Origin of the sequence: Streptomyces iranensis (assembly GCF_017874715.1) — a bacterium.
In the GTDB taxonomy this organism is placed as follows: Bacteria; Actinomycetota; Actinomycetes; order Streptomycetales; family Streptomycetaceae; genus Streptomyces; species Streptomyces iranensis.
Genome location: NZ_JAGGLR010000020.1, coordinates 81839 through 100256 on the forward strand (window position 1 = coordinate 81839; position 18418 = coordinate 100256).

The window sequence follows — 18418 nt, forward strand, 5'->3', positions numbered from 1 at the left end:
GAGGGCGCATTACGGAACCTGTTGAAAATTGACAGAGTCAGATGCCAGAGCGATCGATGAGCGTCCAAATCTGCCCTCAAAGCGGGCGTAGGCTGCTTGCTCAGCGCAGCGCTTCACCGTCGTATCCAAGGTGTCCCGAGGAGTTTCCGTGCCACATGAGCCCTCCCGTGGAAACAGTGCGGCCGACGTACGGGACTTCTTCACCCCCAGGGCGGCCGAGTGGGATCGCCGCTTCCCGGACGACGGCCCCGCCTACGCCGCCGCCGTCGCCGACCTCGGGCTCCGCCCAGGGGACGCGGTGCTCGACGCGGGGTGTGGAACGGGGCGTGCGCTGCCCGCACTGCGCGCCGCGGTCGGCCCCGAGGGGACGGTCCTCGGAGTGGACCTCACCCCGGCCATGCTGGACGCCGCCCTGCGCGAGGGCCGGGACGGCTTCGCGGGCCTCGCCCTCGCCGATGTGGCGCGGCTGCCGCTGCGCGACGGCTGCCTCGACGCGGTGTTCGCCGCCGGGCTGATCTCCCATCTCTCCGACCCCCGCGAGAACCTGTGCGAACTGGCCCGGGTGGTGCGCCCCGGCGGACGGCTCGCGCTGTTCCATCCGGTGGGGCGGGCCGCTTTCGCCGCCCGCCACGGCCGTACCCTCACCCCCGACGACCTGCGGGCGGAGGCCCAGCTGCGGCCGTTGCTGGCGGGCGCCGGCTGGCGGCTGGAGTCGTACACCGACGAGGACACACGCTTTCTGGCGCTCTCCGTCCGCGAAGTCGGCTGAGGATCAGAAGTCCGCTGAGGATCAGGAGTCCGCTGAGGATCGGAAGGGCCGACCGGACCGGAACGGCCGGCCCGAGCAGACCGCTCAGGGCTGACCCGCGACCGCCGCCGCGAAGCCTGGGGCGTTGTCGAACATCACGTTGTGCCCCGCTCCGGGCACGGTGCGGACCGTCACCCCCGCCGCCGTCAGTTCCTCGCGCCCGCTGAGCTCCTCGCCGTGCCCGCCGGCGAGAAAGGTGCGGGGAATCCCCAGGCCGAGGAGCATCTCCCGCATGGTCGGCCGGGTGCCGCGGACCAGTGCGCACGCGCTGCGGTGCAGGGCGGTCGGGTCGGCGAGCCGCATCGTCGCCCGCCACACCGGCCCGATCCGCTCCAGGGTCTCCTCGAATCCGCCGCCGCGCACGAACGTGTCCTCCGTGTACGCCGCGATCCGGCTACTGCCCGCCGACAGCGGCGGATCGGGATCCAGGTTGGCCTCGGTCAGCACCAGACGGGACACCAGTTCCGGGCGGCGCACCGCCAGCACGATGGCGACCGATCCGCCCATGCTGTGCCCGATGAGCTCGGCGCCACTCGCCCCGGCCGCGTCGAGGGCCGAGGCCAGCGCGTCGGCGTGGTCCTCCAGCGTGTAGCCGAAGTCGGCGGGGCGGTCGCTGATCCCGTGGCCGGGCAGGTCCACGAAGAGCGACCGGCGGCCCGCGAGGGCCGGGACGGCGGCGATATGGGCGTGATAGACGGCCGATGTCGCGCCGAGCCCATGGACATACACCCGCGGCGGGCCGCCGTCCCCGCCCGCGGCCGTGCCGGTCCATCTGATGTGGGCCCCCTCCGGGCCGAATGAGGCGTGCTCCATGGCCTTCCTCCCGCCGTTCCCGCCTTAAGGATCGCGTCGGGCACCGACAATACATCGTTGTCGATGTATTGCGTCCACGAGGTACAGCGGTCTTGCGGCACAATGCGGTCATGCTCGAACTCGCCATCCTGGGCTTCCTCCATGACGCCCCACTGCACGGCTACGAGTTGCGCAAGCGCATCGCCGCGCTGACCGGACATGTGAAACCCGTGGCCGAGTCCACCCTCTACCCGGCGATCAAGCGGCTGGAGAAGGCCGGTCTGCTGGCCCGCCGAACCCAGCCGGGGGCGGGGGCCGCGCCCCGGCACGTGCTCACGCTGACCCCCGAGGGGCAGGCGGAGCTGCGCCGCCGTCTCGCGCATCCGGCGGACGTCGACATCACCGACGAGAACCGCTGGTTCACCGTGCTGGCGTTCCTGCGCCACCTCGACGACCCACCGGCACAGGCGGAGGTCCTGGAGCGCCGGATGGCCTTTCTGCGGCAGCCGTCGAGCTTCTTCTACGAGGGCGACCGCCCGTTGCGGGCCGAAGAGGTCGAGGATCCGTTCCGGCGCGGCATCCTCACCATCGCCCGTGCCACCGGCCAGGCCGAACTGTCCTGGCTGCGGCGCACGCTGGACACACTCCGGGCGGCGACCGACGACTGAGGGCCGACCGCCTCCCGATGTCTCGACTCCATGGCTACTGGGTGGTTAAGGTGCGCGACGACGGATCGCTCATCGGATCCGCATGCGCAAGAGGAGGCTGTCGTGCCCGCCACGGAGGAGTCACGCGACGAGGCACTGTATGTGCTGACCGCAGTGCTGCTGACACCCGCTCAATTCCCGAGCGTGCTCGGCGACGACTATCCCGAGGCATGTACCGCGCTCGGGCTGGAGCCGTACGACACCGGCTACGGACTGGTGCTGGGACAGGACGGCGGCGGCGCCCGCTGGACGGTGGTCACCGACGATGTGTCGCTCGTGGCCATCGCCATCGCGACCTGGGACTGCGGCATGGAGTACGCCCTGGGCATCGAAGACCGTACGGTGGTCGCCTCGCTTCCCGGCTGGCCGCTCGCCGTGGCCGTGGAGGCCCCGGGCGTACCGGCTCCCCATGATCCCGCGCCCGACCCCGAGCTGGGGGAAGACGCATCCCGGGCGCCGCTGTCGCCGCCGGACTCCGAGCGGTGGGGCCCGGCCCAGCGGCGGCTCGGCGCCGATGAGATCGCGCTCCAGTGGGCGATCTGGCGTGAGCAGGTCGACAGCGATGTGACGTTCGTTTCCCCGGGCGAGAAGCCGCACGGGGGCGTCCGGCGGGTGCTCGAAGAGGCGCGCGGCTATCTGGACTCACCCCCGCCGCTGGGGCGGATCCGCTCGGCGTTCGCCTCCGGTGACGCGCGGACGCTCCGGGCCGACGGGCCGGGCTGGAGCATGGTGGCCCGGACCGACGACATCGCGTTCGTGCTGCTGGACGACGCACCGGGCGAGGTGCTGCCGGTCGGCCGCGGCCCCGAGCTGCCGGGGCTGCTGACGGCTCTGGACAAGCTGGCCGTACGGCCCCACTGAGACCCGACGTCCCGCCCTGTCCCGTACGGGGTCGGTCAAGGACGCCGTACGGGCTGGTCACGACGCCGACCAGCCGTCCCACACGCCGACGCGCGTGACCAGCCGCCCGTACGGTCGCCCGCAGCCCTCTCCGTCCGGCCCCAGACGCCACCCCGGCCCTCGGCGGAGCATGACCGCTCCCCACCCGGCCGGGCCCGGAACGGGGTCGCGGGCGGTCCGCGGTCGGTACTGCACGGTCACTCCCGGGTGCGCTCCGCCCGTGGCCCCTGGCCCAGCCGGCCGCCTTGCGCGGCCGCGCTCGGCGGGCCGGCCGCTTCAGCGTCCCAGCTGCTTACGGGTGACCCTGCTCAGCCTGCGGCGCTGGGAGGGATCCAGCAGCAGATAGGCCGCCGCCGGCACTCCCACGATCACCAGCAGCGCAGCCCAGAAGGGCAGCACCCAGAGCAGGATCACACCTGCCACCACACCACCGGTGGCGACCTTCGCGCGTGTGGACATCTCGCCCGCCTCCTTCACGGCCCATAGCCGCACTCACTCCACACAACGGACACCGACGGCGCCCGGTTCCTCCCCGCGCCGTGATCCTGTACCCTCGGGCGGCCGGGCTCGACTAGTCAAATTTGAGGAACGCTCAGCGCTGTGACACCACCCTCCGCGGCAACACCCTCCGACATCGCAGAACTCTCCCGCTGCACCGCGGTCTTCCTTCCCGGTGACCCGGCACGCACCGGCCGGGTCGCCTTCTGGCGGCCGGACGGCGCGACTCCTTCCGGCCCCGCCACCGGCTCCACCGAGGAGCTGACGGTCGCCGTCCCGGCGGACGGCACCGATGACGGTCCCCATGACGGCCTCACCGGCCCCGGCCCCACCAGCCCCGGCCCCACCGGCCCCGGTGTCGAGACGCACACCGTAAGGGCGCTCGTGCTGCCCCTGGGCGAGGCGCTGCCGGTGCTCACCCGGGCACGGGCGCGGGCCGCACAGTCCGGTCCGGGGCAGTGCGACCCCGCCACGGCCTTCTGGGGCGCCGCCGCGGTACTCGCCCTCCAACTCGCGGCCCGCGGAAGGCTGCTGCCCGGACTCAGCGCCACCGACCACGACGCCTGGCGCGTCGGTCCGCTCACCCCCGACGATCTGACGCGGGTGCGCGAGCTGGCCGCCGCCATGCCGCCCACGGCGCACGCCACGCCGCTGCCCGTCTCCGGCCCGGTGCTGCTGCCCGAGCCCGAGCGGCATCTGCGGGCGTTCCTGGACGCGGTGGCGGACGGGCTGCCGCGCTCGCCCGCGGCGGCGCTGGCCTCGGGCGGCCCCGCCTTCGCCGCCCCGGCGCCACGGCGGCTGCCCGAACAGCGCGCCTGGGCCGCCGACGTGGCCGCCGGGCACGACGCGGGGGTGCGGCTCTCGATCCGTATCGAGCTGCTGCACGGCGTCGGTGGGAACGGTAAGGCGGACGGGCCGCGCTTCCGTGCCGTCCTCCAGCTGCACAGCCTCAGCGATCCGGCGCTGGTCGCGGACGCCGCCGATGTCTGGGCGGGCACCTCGCCCATCACCCCGGCCCTCGGTCCGCGCGCCCGTATGGATGCCCTGCTGACCCTGCGGCGCGCGGCCCGCGCCTGGGCGCCGCTCACCCCGCTGCTGTCGGCGGCGGTGCCCGACGCCCTCGACCTCGCCGACGAGGAGGTCACCGAGCTGCTCGGTTCGGCGGCCGGGGCGCTGGACGCCGCCGGGGTCCAGGTGCACTGGCCCAGGGAGCTGGCCCGCGGGCTCACCGCCCGCGCCGTCATCGGTCCGGACGGCGAGGACGAGACTGACGAGACTCAGGACGACGCCGGGCCCCGGTTCCCCGCCTTCCTCTCCGCCGACGCGCTGCTGCGGTTCAGCTGGCGGTTCGCCGTGGGCGACCAGGAGCTCACCCGTGCCGAGCTCGACGGGCTCGCCGAGGCCAGCCGGCCGGTGGTGCGGCTGCGCGACCAATGGGTCCTCCTCGACCCCGAGGCGGCGCGCCGCGTCCGGGACCGGCAGGACCGCAAGCTCACCCCCGCCGACGCTCTCGGTGCCGTCCTTACCGGTCGCACGGAGGCCGACGGCACCGATGTGGAGGTGCGGGCCACCGGCTGGCTCGAGGCCCTGCGGGACCACCTCGCCGACCCCGAGGGGACCGCCGGCGCCCAGCGGGCGCCCGTGCCCCAGCCCTCCGCCCTGGCCGCCACACTGCGCGACTATCAGCTGCGCGGCCTGGACTGGCTGGTCCGGATGACCTCGATCGGCCTCGGCGGCTGTCTCGCCGACGACATGGGACTCGGCAAGACCATCACGTTGATCGCCCTCCATCTCCACCGTATGGGCATCCCCGAAGCCTCCGGGCCCACTCTGGTGGTCTGCCCGACCTCGCTGATGGGCAACTGGCGGCGGGAGATCGAGCGGTTCGCGCCGGGCACCCCGGTGCGCCGCTACCACGGCTCCGCGCGCAGCCTGGACAACCTTGACGACGGCGAGTTCGTCCTCACCACCTACGGCACGATGCGGCTCGACGCACAGCGGCTGGCCGAGGCCGGGCCGTGGGGCATGGTGGTCGCGGACGAGGCGCAGCATGTGAAGAACCCGTTCTCGGCGACCGCGAGGCAGCTGCGCACCATCGGCGCGAAGGCCCGCGTGGCGCTCTCCGGAACCCCCATCGAGAACAACCTCTCCGAGCTGTGGGCGATTCTCGACTGGACCACGCCGGGAGTGCTGGGCACCCATGGCGCGTTCCGCAGGCGCTACGCCCAGGCCGTGGAGAGCGGAAGCGACCCCGAGGCCGCCGTGCGGCTGGCGAAACTGGTCCGCCCCTTCCTGCTCCGGCGCCGCAAGTCCGACCCCGGTATCGCCCCCGAGCTGCCGCCCAAGACGGAGACGGACCGGGCCGTCGCGCTCACCAAGGAGCAGGCCGGGCTCTACGAGGCGGTGGTGCGCGAGATCCTCGCCGAGATCTCCGGCACCGGCGGCCTCGTCCGGCGCGGACTCATCGTCAAGCTCCTCACCGGTCTGAAGCAGATCTGCAATCACCCGGCGCAGTATCTGAAGGAGGACCGGCCGGTGGTCCCCGGGCGCTCCGGCAAGCTGGAGCTGCTCGACGAACTGCTGGACACCATCCTGGCCGAGGGCGCGAGCGTCCTGGTCTTCACCCAGTACGTCCAGATGGCGCGCATCCTCGAGGGCCACCTGGCCGCGCGCGGGGTGCCGGCCCAGCTGCTGCACGGCGGTACGCCGGTGGCGCGGCGCGAGGAGATGGTGCGGCGCTTCCAGGACGGCGAGGTCCCGGTGTTCCTGCTGTCGCTGAAGGCGGCGGGCACCGGGCTCAACCTCACCCGGGCCGGGCATGTCGTGCACTACGACCGCTGGTGGAACCCGGCCGTCGAGGCGCAGGCCACCGACCGCGCGTACCGCATCGGCCAGACCCAGCCGGTGCAGGTCCACCGCATCATCGCGGAGGGGACCGTGGAGGACCGCATCGCCGCGATGCTGACGCGCAAGCGGGAGCTGGCGGACGCCGTGCTCGGCTCCGGCGAGGGCGCGCTGACCGAACTGACCGACTCCGAGCTGGCGGAGCTCGTGGAGCTGAGGGGGACCGAACGATGAGCCGTACCGAGTCCGAGCGCACCTTCGCCGCACTGCCGCCCGCCCCTGGCCGCGGCTTCGCCCGCACCTGGTGGGGCCAGGCGTGGCTGAAGGCACTGGAGGACACGGCGCTGGACGGCGAGCAGCTGAGGCGCGGCCGCAAGCAGGCGCGCGAGGGAGCGGTGGGCGCGGTGTGCGTACGCCCCGGCCGGGTCACCGCCGTGGTGCGGGACCGCGACCGCACGCCTTACCGGTCCGATGTACTGCTGCGGGAGTTCACGGGCGCGGAATGGGACCGGCTGCTGGAGGTGGTCGTGGACCGCTCCGGCCATATCGCCGCCCTGCTGGACCGCGACATGCCCCCGCAGCTGGCCGAGGACGCGGCGGTCGTGGGCGTCGAACTGCTGCCCGGGATAGGCGATCTGGAGCCGGAGTGCGGCTGCGAGGCGTGGGACCACTGCCCGCACACCGCCGCGCTGTGCTACCAGCTCGCCCGGCTGCTGGACGAGGATCCGTATGTGCTGCTCCTGATGCGCGGACGCGGGGAGCGGGAGTTGCTGGACGAGCTCCAGGTGCGCAGTGCGGCACGGGCCGCCCGAAACCTTCCGCGGGCGGCGGACGACGCCGCTCCGCCGGCTCCGGAGGGGGTACCGGCCCGGGAGGCGTTCGCCGCGCCCGGTCCGCCGCCGCTGCCCGCGCCCCCGCCCGCCGTCGCCGCGCCCGGCCGTCCTCCGGCGCTGGCGGGCGGCACGGACCCGGCCGAGGGGCTGGACGTGGCCGCGCTGGAGTTCCTGGCGGCGGACGCCGCCGTTCGCGCCCAGCGGCTGCTGGCCGAGGCGCTCGCCCCCGGCCACGCCACCGCCCCGGTCCCGGCCGCGCTGACGGTGTGGCAGGACGCTGTGCGGCTGACCGCCGCCGGTCCCCCGGCCCCGATCGCCGCCCGGCTCGCGACGGGCTGCGGGCGCGACCGCAACGATCTGGCGAGGGCCGTCCGCGCCTGGGAGCACGGCGGGGCCGCCGCGCTCACCGTGCTGGAGGAGGAGTGGACACCGGACGCGGAGGCCCTCGCGCGGGCCCGCGCCCAGCTCGCGGCCGCCTGGGAGGGGGACGAGCGGGCGCCCCGGCTGCGCGCCACGGCGAACCGCTGGACGGTGGTCGGCGCCGATCTCCAGGTGCGCTACGGCCACGACGGCCGCTGGTGGCCGTACCGCAGGGAGCGCGGCCGCTGGTGGCCCGCGGGCCCGGCCGGACACGACCCGGCGGCGGCGCTGGCGATGCCCGGCTGCGACGGCTGACGCGGCGACATGGCCGGTGGCGGCATCCCCCGCCATCGGTCTCGGGCCAGGGCCAGGGCCAGCGAGGTCGCCCCACGCCGTCGGCGCCGCGGTGCCCGCAGACGGGACGGGCGGAAGGTCCAGGCGGCCCGAAGATCCATGCGAGTGGAAGGTCCAGGCGGCCCGAAGACCCATGCGGGCCGAAGAACCAGCCACGCCGAAGGCAGCGGGGCGGCAACCTTTGAACGGGCCGTGGAGACCGTAAGGCGTCAACCCCCTCGGCACGCCTCCACGGGACGGAGTCACCGACCATGACCCTCAGTCCACGGCGCCCCCGGCGCCGCCGCCCCGCTCCGCTGATCGGCTCCCTGGCCCTGGCCACCGGCGTCGGGCTCGCCGTCGCCCCGGCCCACGCCGCCACGCCCACAGCCGACACGCCCACGGCCGCGACGGCCACCATCGTGGTGGCCAAGGACGGCAGCGGCACCTACACCACCGTGCAGGCGGCCGTCGACGCGGTGCCGGCGAACAACCCCTCCGCCGTCACCATCTCCATCAAGCCCGGTACGTACCGCGAGACGGTCAAGGTCCCCGCCAACAAGCCGCACATCCGGCTGGTGGGGACCACGAGCAGCAAGAACGATGTGACGATCGTCTACGACAACGCCTCCGGCACCCCGAAGCCCGGCGGAGGCACCTACGGCACCAGCGGCAGCGCGACCGTGGCCGTCGAGGCCGATGACTTCCAGGCCCGCAATCTGCAGTTCGTGAACGACTTCAACGAGGGCAACACCAGCATCACCGACAAACAGGCGGTCGCGCTGCGCACCGCGGGCGACCGGATCGTCCTGGACAACATCGGCGCGGTCGGGGACCAGGACACCCTGCTGCTGGACTCCGCGAGCAAGGACAAGGTCGGCCGGGTGTACGTCAACAACGCCTGGATCCAGGGAAATGTCGACTTCATCTTCGGCCGGGCCTCCGCCGTGATCAACAAGTCGGCGATCCGGCTCGTCAAGCGCTACGACGGCAGCTCCGGCGGCTATGTCGCGGCGCCCTCGACGGCGGCCGGGAAGAAGGGTTTCCTGTTCATCAACAGCAACATCACCGGGGATGTCGGCTCCCGGTCGTTCTATCTCGGCCGTCCCTGGCACGCGGGCGGCGACGCCAGTCTTGATCCGCAGGCGATCGTTCGCAATACGGATCTGTCAGCGGCGATCAAGACCACTCCGTGGACGGACATGAGCGGCTTCTCCTGGAAGGACGACCGCTTCGCGGAGTACAAGAACACCGGCGCCGGTTCCGGTGCGGCGAGCACGGACCGTCCGCAGCTGACCGACGCCCAGGCCACGGACTACGAGATCGCCGACTGGCTCGGCGGCTGGCAGCCGTCGTCCTGAGCGGTCGGCAGCCGGAGTCCTGAGCCGGTGAGAGCCCCGGCCGCCGGTCCCGTCGGGGGGCGGGACCGGCGGCCGGACACGGTCAGCCGCGCGCGGTCAGCCGGACGCGGTCAGCCGCGCGCGGCCAGCAGATGGTCCATGGCCAGCTGGTCGAGGCGCTCGAAGGCCATACCGCGCTCGGCGGCCGCCTCGACGTCGAAGTCCTCGAAGGCGGTGCGGTCCGCGAGCAGCGCCGCCGGGGTCTCGCCCTCGTCGAGGGTCGGCAGGCCCAGCTGGTCCAGGCGCGAGGCGCGCAGCGCCTCCTGGACCTCGGGGTCGGCGCGGAAGGCGGCCGCGCGCTCCTTGAGGATGAGGTAGTTGCGCATGCACCCCGCCGCCGAGGCCCAGACGCCCGAGATGTCCTCGGTGCGCGGGGGCTTGAAGTCGAAGTGGCGCGGGCCCTCGTAGCCACCGGTCTCCAGCAGGTCGACCAGCCAGAAGGCGGCCCGCAGATCGCCCGCGCCGAACCGCAGGTCCTGGTCGTACTTGATGCCGTTCTGGCCGTTGAGGTCGATGTGGAAGAGCTTGCCCGCCCACAGCGCCTGTGCGATGCCGTGCGGGAAGTTCAGCCCGGCCATCTGCTCATGGCCGACCTCCGGGTTGACCCCGTACAGCTCGGGCCGCTCCAGCCGCTCGATGAAGGCCAGGGCGTGGCCGACGGTGGGCAGCAGGATGTCGCCGCGCGGCTCGTTGGGCTTGGGCTCGATGGCGAAGCGCAGATCGTAGCCCTGCTCGGTGACATACGCGCCGAACAGGTCGAACGCCTCCTTCATCCGGTCGAGCGCGGCGCGCACGTCCTTGGCGCCGCCGGACTCGGCGCCCTCGCGGCCGCCCCAGGCCACATAGGTCTTCGCGCCCAGCTCGACGGCGAGGTCGATGTTGCGCATGGTCTTGCGCAGCGCGTAGCGGCGCACATCGCGGTCGTTGGCGGTGAAGGCACCATCCTTGAAGACCGGATGGGTGAAGAGGTTGGTGGTGGCCATGGGCACGGTCATCCCGGTGGCGTCCAGGGCCTGCCGGAAGCGCTTGACGTGCGATTCGCGCTCGGTCTCCGAGGCCCCGAACGGAATGAGGTCGTCGTCGTGGAAGGTGACGCCGTACGCGCCGAGTTCGGCGAGCCGGGTCACGGATTCCACCGGGTCGAGTGCCGGGCGGGTGGCGTCCCCGAACGGGTCCCGGCCCTGCCAGCCGACCGTCCACAGTCCGAAGGTGAACCTGTCCTCGGGGGTGGGGTTGTAGCTCATCGCGGCTCCCTCGCCTATTTCGTCATGGCGCTTTACAAATTAGTATGCGCGAGCATTCCGGGGAAGCCCCGTACAGTCCGCACACCGCACGACCCATGAACGCAAGGGAGAGCGCGAGATGGCAGCAGCAGCCGTGCCCGTGCCGCAAGGACCGCTCGTCGTCGGCGTGGACAGCTCCACGCAGTCGACCAAGGCGCTCGTCGTCGACTCCGCGACCGGTACGGTCGTCGCCCGGGGACAGGCCCCGCACACCGTCGGCGGCGGCAGCGACGGCACCGGTAAGGAGTCCGTCCCCGAGCAGTGGTGGGAGGCGCTCACCGAGGCGCTGCGCCAGTGCGGGACCCCGGCCCGGGAGGCGGCCGCGGTCTCCGTGGGCGGCCAGCAGCACGGCCTGGTCACGCTGGACGCCTCGGGCCGCTCGGTGCGGCCCGCCCTGCTGTGGAACGATGTGCGCTCCGCACCGCAGCGCGACCGGCTCATCGAGGAGCTGGGCGGCCCCAAGGCGTGGGCGGAGCGGGTGGGCAGCGCGCCCGCGCCCGCCTTCACGGTCACCAAGTGGGCCTGGCTCGTGGAGAACGAACCGGAGGCGGCCCGCGCCACCGCGGCCGTCCGGCTCCCCCACGACTACCTCACCGAGCGGCTCACCGGCTACGGCACCACCGACCGCGGGGACGTCTCGGGCACCGGCTGGTGGGCCTCGGGCACCGAGTCCTACGACGAGGAGATCCTGAGCCTGGTCGGGCTCACCCCCGAGCTGCTGCCGCGCGTGCTGCGCCACGGCGAGGCCGCCGGGACCGTACGGGAGCTGCCCGATCTGCCGCTCCCCACCGGCGCCCTGGTGGCCACCGGCACGGGCGACAACATGGCGGCCGCCCTGGGGCTCGGTCTGCGCCCGGGGCAGCCGGTGCTGAGCCTGGGCACCTCCGGCACCGTCTACGCGGTCTCGGCCCGCCGGCCCACCGACCCCACCGGGGTGGTCGCGGGCTTCGCCGACACGCGTGACGCCTGGCTCCCGCTGGCGTGCACGCTCAACTGCACGCTCGCGGTCGACCGGATCGCGGCACTGCTGGGCCGCGACCGGGAGGCGGTGGAGCCGGGCGGCTCGGCCGTGCTGCTGCCGTTCCTCGACGGCGAGCGCACCCCCAATCTGCCGCACGCCTCGGGGCTGCTGCACGGACTGCGCCACGACACCACACCCGGGCAGGTGCTCCAGGCCGCCTACGACGGCGCCGTCTTCGCCCTGCTCACCGCGCTGGACCAGGTGCTGGACGCGGACGCGGCGCCCGACGCCCCGCTGCTGCTCATCGGCGGCGGCGCCAAGGGCACCGCGTGGCGGGAGACGGTCCGGCGGCTGAGCGGACGCCCGGTCCAGGTGCCCCGGGCCGAGGAACTGGTCGCCCTCGGGGCCGCCGCGCAGGCCGCGGGGCTGGTGCTGGGCGAGGACCCGGCGGCGGTGGCGCGGCGCTGGTCGACCGCCGAGGGGCCGTCCTACGGTCCGGTGCCCCGCGACGAGGCGGCGCTGGAGCGGCTCTCCCGGGTGCTGGCGGACGCGGACGGCCTGCTGCGCCAGGCGTGAGCGCGCCGCGCCACGCAGGAACGCCGTACGGCGGCGGCCGGGCGGCCCCGGTTGTCGTACCGGCCCGGCACAATGAGCGGATCGGCCGAGAGGAGACGGATTCAGGTGGCAGCGCCACTGCCCAACACCCAGCAGGCGATGCGCCGGCGCAATCTCTCCCTCGTGCTGCACGCCGTGGCCGCCCACGGCCCGCTGTCCCGTGCCGCGGTGGCGGCGCGGGTGGGGCTCACCCGGGCCGCCGTCTCCACGCTCGTCGACGAGCTGATCCGGGACGGGCTGCTGGTCGAGCTGGGCCCCTCCCGGCCCGGCACGGTCGGCCGCCCCGGCAGCGCCCTGCAGCTCAATGAGTGCGGTCCGGCCGGGCTGGGCGCGGAGATCGGGGTGGACCATCTCGCGGTGTGTGCGATGGACCTCGCAGGGCGGATACGGGCCCGTACGGAGCTCGTGTCGGCGAACCGCGACCGCTCACCGGCCCCGGTGCTCACCCAGCTCGCCGGTCTGGTCCGGCAGGTCGCGGCGGAGGCGGAGCTGGGCGGGCTGCGGCCGGTGGGGCTCGCGGTGGCGGTGCCCGGTCTGGTGGCGCGGGACTCGTCGCTGGTCGTCCGCGCCCCCAACCTGGGCTGGGAGGGGGTGGACATCGGCCCCGAGCTGCGCGCGGCGCTGCCCGGTCTGCCGGTGACGGTGGACAACGAGGCGAATCTGGGCGCGCTCGCCGAGCTGTGGCGGGGCGGCCACGACCCGGCGCCCCGGGACTTCGTCCATGTCTCGGCCGAGATCGGCATCGGCGCCGCGGTCGTGCTCGACGGGCAACTGCTGCGCGGCACCCACGGTTTCGCGGGCGAGCTGGGCCATGTGCCGGTGCGTCCCGAAGGGCCCGAGTGCGCCTGCGGCGGGCGCGGCTGTCTGGAGCAGTACGCGGGCGAGGAGGCGGTGCTGCGGGCGAGCGGCCTGTCCCCCGAGGAGGCCGCGGCCCGGCATCCGGGCCCCGGCGGCCGTATCGCCGTGCTGGCCGTGCGGGCGGCCGGCGGCGACCAGTTGGCGCGGCGGGCGCTGCGCGGCGCGGGCTCGGCGCTCGGGATCGCCCTAGCGGGCGCGGTGAACCTCCTGGACCCGGAGAAGGTGGTGCTCGGCGGCGCGCTGACACCGCTGGCGCCCTGGCTGCTGCCCGCCCTGGAGCGGGAGTTGGGCCGGCGGCTCACCGACCCGGCCCGTCCGGGCAGCGGGGTGGTGACCGTCTCCCGGCTCGGCCCGGACGGTCCGCTGCTGGGCGCGGCCAGCTCGGTGGTGCAGGCGGTCCTCGACGATCCGGCGGGGTTCAGGCACCCCGCCGGGGCCGGTGAGCCGGCCGGGATCAGAGGAAGCGATGCATGATGTGCAGCCCCACATAGCCGTTCGTGGGGTGGGCGAACGCCTTGGGGACGGTGCCGATGACCTCGAAGCCGAGTGAGCGCCACAGCGCCACCGCCCGGGTGTTGCTCTCCACCACGGCGTTGAACTGCATCGCCTTGTAACCCTCGGCGCGCGCCCAGTCCAGGACATGCTCGCCCAGGGCGCGGCCCACACCGCGCCCGCCGTGCTCGGGGGCCACCATGAAACTGGCCCCCGCGATATGCGCGCCGGGCCCCATGTGGTTGGGGTTCGTCTTGGCCGAGCCGAGGACCGTGCCGTCGGGGTCGGTGGCGACGACGGTACGGCTCGGGGGCTTCAGCATCCAGATCTCGCGGGCCCGGTCCTCGTCCAGGTCGCGGGGGTAGGTGTAGGTCTCCCCCGCGGCGACGATGCGGCGCAGGAAGGCCCAGATGGCGGGCCAGTCCTCGGCGGTGGCGGTCCTGATGAGCATGGGGGCCAGCATGGCCGTGCGGGCGGCGGCACGCGAGTGATTTTCTCCCCGGCCACCGCCCCACGAGGCGTCAGCGGGCCGCGCGCAGGAACGCCTCCAGGCCCGCCAGGTCGTCGGTGTTGAGGTAGTCCACGTCGGCGGCCAGGAGCTCACGCCACAGGGCGTCGCGCTCCGGACCTGCCAGATCCGGGGTGGCCCAGAAGCGCACGGTCTGCCGGGCGTCGTGCGCGGAGGCGACGAGGCGGCGCAGCGTCTCGCGCTCCGCCGCCGGTATCGGACCGGCTCCCGTCCAGGTGAAGGTCTTGGTCCAGTCGGCGCTGATCAGCGGGATGAAGGAGGCGGGCACGCCCGAGCCGAGGTCCTCCAGCCGTCCGTCGTAGAACGCGTGGCGCACCTTCTCGGCCTCCATGGGGCCCCGGGCGCCGCGGTCGCCGGAGATGACGGCCGTCACCGCGCCGCGGCGCACCCGGCCGCCGACCCCGCCATACGCGGCGCTGAACAGGTGGCCGTAGCGGCGCAGCCGCTTGGCCAGCTCCAGGTAGGTGGGCTCCCCGGCGGTCTTGAGGTCGATCAGCAGTTGCAGCGACAGGTCGTAACCGCGGTAGACCCAGCCGCCGTTGGCCTTCACCCGCCGGGCCAGCGGGTCGAGGTAGAGCGACTCCAGGGTGCGGGTGGGGTCGAGGTCCGTGGCGTCGTGCGCGACCAGCAGTTGGCCGTCGACCAGCCAGATGTCGGCCTCGACGCTGCCGAAGCCGTGCGAGAGGGCGTCGAGGAGCGGACGCGGGTGCTCGTAGTCGTTGTGGGCGTGGGCTCTGGCCAGCGGCCGCTCGCCCTTGGCACGGTCCTTCGAGTTGTCCTTCGAGTTGTCCTTCGCGACGGCGGTGTCGCCGAGCGAGGCGGACGTGCCCGCGAACGCGGGCGCGGCAGCGCCGCCCGCCAGAGCGGCTCCGAGGGTGACGACAAAGGCACGGCGTGTACGGCGGTCCATGGGGCCTCCCGGCTCTCGTCCCGGCGCGGTGCCGGATACGCAGGCTCGACGCCAGTGAGTATCGGGCGGCCGTACGCCCAAAGGGCAGTAGTGAGCGAAGAGTTCCACGGGCGGTCCCCGGCCATTTCCTCGCCGTTCCCGAGGTGCCGGGGCGGTTGCGGCGGTGCCCGTGGGGGCGCGGGGCGGATGCGCGCGCCGGGTGAACGGGCGGGGGCGCGGCGGCCGCCGGCCCACGACGCATTCGGAATGTTTACCCGTCGGCGACCGCCGCCATAACCCGCGTCCGGGCACTCTTTTGAGTGAATGCAAAAGCCCAAAGTCCGCTGATAGCTTGGCAGTTGCTCGAGCGGAATTTCTCTTCAAGTCCGTACAGGGATGGGTGAGCATTCACGATGACGACGTCCGTTGAACCGGGTTCCGGTACCGACATTTCGCAGCCGCAGTTGAGCCTCGGCACGGCGGCCGCGCGGAATCTGGCGACGACGACCAAATCCGTTCCGCAAATGCAGGGTCTCACCTCGCGGTGGCTGCTGCGCATGCTGCCGTGGGTGCAGGTTCCGGGTGGTTCCTACCGGGTGAACCGCCGGGCGTCCCATACGCTCGGGGACGGCCGGGTGGAGTTCACCACCACCGGATCACAGGTGCGGGTCATCCCGGTCGAGCTGCGCGAGCTGCCGCTGCTGCGCCGGTTCGAGGACGCCGCGGTGCTCGGTGCCCTGGCGGACCGCTTCACCCAGCGGGAGTTCGCGCCCGGCGATGTGCTGGTGGAGGCCGGGCGCCCGGCCGATGAGCTCCTCCTCATCGCCCACGGCAAGGTCGACAAATTGACCGAGGGCGCGTTCGACGAGCCCTCGGTCGTCGGCTCGGCCGCCGGTGGCGACCACATCGGGGAGCCGGAGCTGACCGCCGCCGAGGCGGGCACCTGGGGCATCACCGTGAAGGCGGTGACGTCCTGCACGGTGCTGGCCCTGCCCCGGCAGGAGTTCGAGGAACAGCTGGACCGCTCACCAGAGCTGCGCGCGCATGTGGAGGCGGTGCGCTCGGCGCCGGAGACCGAGCGGAACGAGCACGGGGAAGCGGCCATCGCGCTGGCCTCAGGCCACTCCGGCGAGCCGGTCCTGCCGGGCACCTTCGCGGAGTACGAGCTGGCGCCGCGCGAGTACGAGCTGAGCGTGGCCCAGACCGTGCTGCGCGTTCACACCCGCGTCGCCGACCTCTACAACGAGCCCATGAACCAGGTCGAGCAGCAGCTCCGCCTCACCATCGAGGCTCTGCGCGAACGCCAGGAGCACGAGCTCATCAACAACCCCGAGATCGGCCTGCTGCACAACGCCGACCTCTCCCAGCGCATCCACACCCGCAGCGGACCGCCCACCCCCGACGACCTCGACGCGCTGCTGGCCACCGTCTGGAAGGACCCGGGGCTGATCCTGGCGCATCCGCGCGCCATCGCGGCGATCGGCCGGCAGTTCAACAGCCATGGCATCTCCCCGCAGCCCACGGAGGTGAACGGGCACGCGCTGCCGGCCTGGCGGGGCGTGCCCATCCTCCCGTGCAACAAGATTCCGGTCTCCGGGAGCGGAGTGAGCTCCATTCTCGTTCTGCGCACCGGGGAGGAGAACCAGGGGGTCATCGGACTGCACCGCACCGGAATTCCCGACGAATACCAGCCAAGCCTCTCGGTGCGGTTCATGGGAATCAGCGAGCAGGCCATCATCTCGTATCTCGTCAGCGCCTACTATTCCGCGGCCGTGCTCGTCCCGGACGCGCTCGGAATTCTGGAGAACGTGGAAGTCGGGCTCTGAATCCGCCCGACGGACCCTGACGTCCACCCGACCGGGCCTGTGGCCTTCGCATACCTTCCCGAAGATCTACCGAAATGGGTGATGAGCACTTATGACCACCTCCGTGGAGTCCGGTGAGCAGCCGCTGAGTCTGGGCACGGCCGCCGCACGGAATCTGGCGACCACCACCAAGTCCGTTCCGCAGATGCAGGCCATCTCCTCCCGGTGGCTGCTGCGCGTCCTCCCCTGGGTCCAGGTGTCTGCCGGTACGTACCGGGTGAACCGCCGGCTGACCTACACGGTCGGGGACGGGCGGGTGGAGTTCATCACCACCGGATCACAGGTGCGGGTCATCCCGCCGGAGCTGGGCGAGCTGCCGACGCTGCGCGGCTTCGGGGTCACCTCCGTGCTGGAGTCGCTGGCCGACGGCTGTGTCCAGCGCGAGTACGCGCCGGGGGATGTGCTGGTGGAGGCGGGCCGCCCGGCCGACCAGGTGTTCCTGATCGCCCATGGCAAGGTCCGCCAGATCGCCCCCGGCGCGTATGACGACGGCAGCACGCTGGCGGTGCTGGCCGACGGGGAGTACTTCGGCGACGCGGTCCTGACCGGTCCGGAGCACACCTGGGAGTTCACCGTCCGCGCCGTCACCCGGACCACGGTGCTCACCCTCCCCCGCCGCGTCGTCCAGGAGGCCGCCGACCGCTCCGCGTCGCTGCGCGACCATCTCCAGGGGCTCGCCGAGCGGACCTCGCCCGCTCAGAACCGGCGCGGTGAGGCCGATATCGCCATCGCGTCCGGCCACTCGGGCGAGCCGGCTCTGCCGGGCACCTTCGTGGACTACGAACTGGAGCCCCGGGAGTACGAGCTGAGCGTGGCCCAGACCGTGCTGCGCGTCCACACCCGCGTCGCCGACCTCTACAACGAGCCCATGAACCAGGTCGAGCAGCAGCTCCGCCTCACCATCGAGGCCCTGCGCGAACGCCAGGAGCACGAGCTCGTCAACAACCGGGAATTCGGCCTGCTGCACAACGCCGACCTGTCCCAGCGCCTTCACACCCGCAGCGGTCCGCCCACCCCCGACGACCTCGACGAGCTGCTGGCCCGGCGCCGCAAGACCCAGTATCTGCTGGCGCATCCGCGCACCATCGCCGCCTTCGGGCGGGAGTGCAGCAACCGTGGTCTGTATCCGCAGGGCATCGAGGTGGCCGGGATCGCGGTGCGGGCGTGGCGCGGGGTTCCGCTGCTGCCCTGCAACAAGATCCCGATCAGCGAGTCCGGCACCAGCTCGATCCTGGCGATGCGCACCGGGGAGGAGAGCCAGGGGGTCATCGGACTGCATCAGACCGGTATCCCGGATGAGTACGAGCCCAGTCTGAACGTCCGGTTCATGGGCATCAGCGAGCAGGCCGTGACGTCCTATCTGGTCTCCGCCTACTACTCGGCGGCGATTCTGGTGCCCGATGCGGTCGGTGTGCTGGAGGACGTCGAGATCGGCCGCTGAGCCCGGCCGT

Annotated in this window: 14 protein-coding genes and 1 pseudogene; 10 read left to right on the plus strand and 5 right to left on the minus strand. The window is 73.1% G+C overall.

What is annotated here, in order from left to right; all coding sequences use genetic code 11:
- The first annotated feature begins 148 nt into the window (after positions 1-148).
- Positions 149-769 carry a class I SAM-dependent methyltransferase gene (locus J2Z30_RS32710; protein ID WP_044567564.1) on the plus strand — a complete coding sequence of 207 codons (621 nt, stop codon included), beginning with the start codon at positions 149-151 and terminating at the stop codon, positions 767-769.
- 84 nt (positions 770-853) lie between these two features.
- On the opposite strand, the gene J2Z30_RS32715 is transcribed toward J2Z30_RS32710, so the two are convergent.
- Entirely contained in the window at positions 854-1621 is a 768-nt protein-coding gene (locus tag J2Z30_RS32715; RefSeq protein WP_044567565.1) for an alpha/beta fold hydrolase, read from the minus strand.
- Positions 1622-1731: 110 nt separating this feature from the next.
- Here J2Z30_RS32715 and J2Z30_RS32720 point away from each other — a divergent pair, with 110 nt between their 5' ends.
- Both J2Z30_RS32720 and J2Z30_RS32725 read left to right on the plus strand, forming a co-directional pair.
- Complete coding sequence (locus tag J2Z30_RS32720; protein ID WP_044567566.1) at positions 1732-2268, plus strand: PadR family transcriptional regulator; 537 nt, start codon at positions 1732-1734, stop codon at positions 2266-2268.
- A 102-nt stretch (positions 2269-2370) separates the two neighbouring features.
- On the plus strand, positions 2371-3168 hold the full coding sequence (locus tag J2Z30_RS32725; RefSeq protein WP_044567567.1) for a hypothetical protein: 798 nt from the start codon (positions 2371-2373) through the stop codon (positions 3166-3168).
- Between the two features lie 315 nt (positions 3169-3483).
- On the opposite strand, the gene J2Z30_RS32730 is transcribed toward J2Z30_RS32725, so the two are convergent.
- The gene (locus J2Z30_RS32730) at positions 3484-3666 is read right to left on the minus strand and encodes a tail-anchor membrane protein (protein ID WP_044567568.1); all 183 of its coding nucleotides are present in this window, start codon (positions 3664-3666) and stop codon (positions 3484-3486) included.
- A gap of 141 nt (positions 3667-3807) precedes the next feature.
- Between J2Z30_RS32730 and J2Z30_RS32735 the strand changes: the two genes are divergently transcribed.
- From J2Z30_RS32735 to J2Z30_RS32745, 3 genes and pseudogenes are all read left to right on the plus strand, one after another.
- A complete protein-coding gene (locus J2Z30_RS32735; protein ID WP_044567569.1) occupies positions 3808-6783 on the plus strand; it encodes an SCO1167/SCO6262 family helicase in 2976 nt (991 codons plus the stop codon).
- Entirely contained in the window at positions 6780-8057 is a 1278-nt protein-coding gene (locus J2Z30_RS32740; protein ID WP_044567570.1) for an SWF or SNF family helicase, read from the plus strand. The genes J2Z30_RS32735 and J2Z30_RS32740 overlap by 4 nt, the downstream gene beginning before the upstream one ends.
- Positions 8058-8449: 392 nt before the next feature.
- Positions 8450-9436 (plus strand): annotated as a pseudogene (locus J2Z30_RS32745) (pectinesterase family protein); the annotation flags it as partial.
- A 110-nt stretch (positions 9437-9546) separates the two neighbouring features.
- On the opposite strand, the gene xylA reads toward J2Z30_RS32745, so the two are convergent.
- A complete protein-coding gene (gene xylA / locus J2Z30_RS32750; RefSeq protein WP_044567572.1) occupies positions 9547-10719 on the minus strand; it encodes a xylose isomerase in 1173 nt (390 codons plus the stop codon).
- 118 nt (positions 10720-10837) lie between these two features.
- Between xylA and xylB the strand changes: the two genes are divergently transcribed.
- Together xylB and J2Z30_RS32760 are read left to right on the plus strand one after the other, a co-directional pair.
- Positions 10838-12295 (plus strand): xylulokinase, encoded by a 1458-nt coding sequence (gene xylB, locus J2Z30_RS32755; RefSeq protein ID WP_044567573.1) that lies wholly within the window; start codon positions 10838-10840, stop codon positions 12293-12295.
- Between the two features lie 72 nt (positions 12296-12367).
- On the plus strand, positions 12368-13666 hold the full coding sequence (locus J2Z30_RS32760) for an ROK family transcriptional regulator (protein WP_044580839.1): 1299 nt from the start codon (positions 12368-12370) through the stop codon (positions 13664-13666).
- Here the strand turns inward: J2Z30_RS32760 and J2Z30_RS32765 are convergent.
- Both J2Z30_RS32765 and J2Z30_RS32770 read right to left on the minus strand, forming a co-directional pair.
- Positions 13647-14135: a GNAT family N-acetyltransferase gene (locus tag J2Z30_RS32765; protein ID WP_245388707.1), complete on the minus strand. Its 489-nt coding sequence runs from the start codon at positions 14133-14135 to the stop codon at positions 13647-13649. The genes J2Z30_RS32760 and J2Z30_RS32765 overlap by 20 nt on opposite strands.
- A 70-nt stretch (positions 14136-14205) precedes the next feature.
- Entirely contained in the window at positions 14206-15123 is a 918-nt protein-coding gene (locus J2Z30_RS32770; RefSeq protein ID WP_044567575.1) for a phosphatidylinositol-specific phospholipase C/glycerophosphodiester phosphodiesterase family protein, read from the minus strand.
- A 392-nt stretch (positions 15124-15515) separates the two neighbouring features.
- On the opposite strand from J2Z30_RS32770, the gene J2Z30_RS32775 reads away from it, so the two are divergent.
- Both J2Z30_RS32775 and J2Z30_RS32780 read left to right on the plus strand, forming a co-directional pair.
- A complete protein-coding gene (locus J2Z30_RS32775; protein ID WP_044567576.1) occupies positions 15516-16928 on the plus strand; it encodes a family 2B encapsulin nanocompartment shell protein in 1413 nt (470 codons plus the stop codon).
- Positions 16929-17019: 91 nt separating this feature from the next.
- Positions 17020-18408, plus strand: a complete 1389-nt coding sequence (locus J2Z30_RS32780) for a family 2B encapsulin nanocompartment shell protein (protein ID WP_044567578.1) — start codon at positions 17020-17022, stop codon at positions 18406-18408.
- Positions 18409-18418: the final 10 nt, after the last annotated feature.

Bases quoted from the DNA above. Each gene is read 5' to 3' on its own strand.
- J2Z30_RS32715 (WP_044567565.1), bottom strand. From the start codon at position 1,621: ATGGAGCACGCCTCATTCGGCCCGGAGGGGGCCCACATCAGATGGACC.
- J2Z30_RS32720 (WP_044567566.1), top strand. From the start codon at position 1,732: ATGCTCGAACTCGCCATCCTGGGCTTCCTCCATGACGCCCCACTGCAC.
- J2Z30_RS32730 (WP_044567568.1), bottom strand. From the start codon at position 3,666: ATGTCCACACGCGCGAAGGTCGCCACCGGTGGTGTGGTGGCAGGTGTG.
- J2Z30_RS32740 (WP_044567570.1), top strand. From the start codon at position 6,780: ATGAGCCGTACCGAGTCCGAGCGCACCTTCGCCGCACTGCCGCCCGCC.
- xylA (WP_044567572.1), bottom strand. From the start codon at position 10,719: ATGAGCTACAACCCCACCCCCGAGGACAGGTTCACCTTCGGACTGTGG.
- xylB (WP_044567573.1), top strand. From the start codon at position 10,838: ATGGCAGCAGCAGCCGTGCCCGTGCCGCAAGGACCGCTCGTCGTCGGC.
- J2Z30_RS32760 (WP_044580839.1), top strand. From the start codon at position 12,368: ATGAGCGGATCGGCCGAGAGGAGACGGATTCAGGTGGCAGCGCCACTG.
- J2Z30_RS32765 (WP_245388707.1), bottom strand. From the start codon at position 14,135: ATGCTCATCAGGACCGCCACCGCCGAGGACTGGCCCGCCATCTGGGCC.
- J2Z30_RS32770 (WP_044567575.1), bottom strand. From the start codon at position 15,123: ATGGACCGCCGTACACGCCGTGCCTTTGTCGTCACCCTCGGAGCCGCT.
- J2Z30_RS32775 (WP_044567576.1), top strand. From the start codon at position 15,516: ATGACGACGTCCGTTGAACCGGGTTCCGGTACCGACATTTCGCAGCCG.
- J2Z30_RS32780 (WP_044567578.1), top strand. From the start codon at position 17,020: ATGACCACCTCCGTGGAGTCCGGTGAGCAGCCGCTGAGTCTGGGCACG.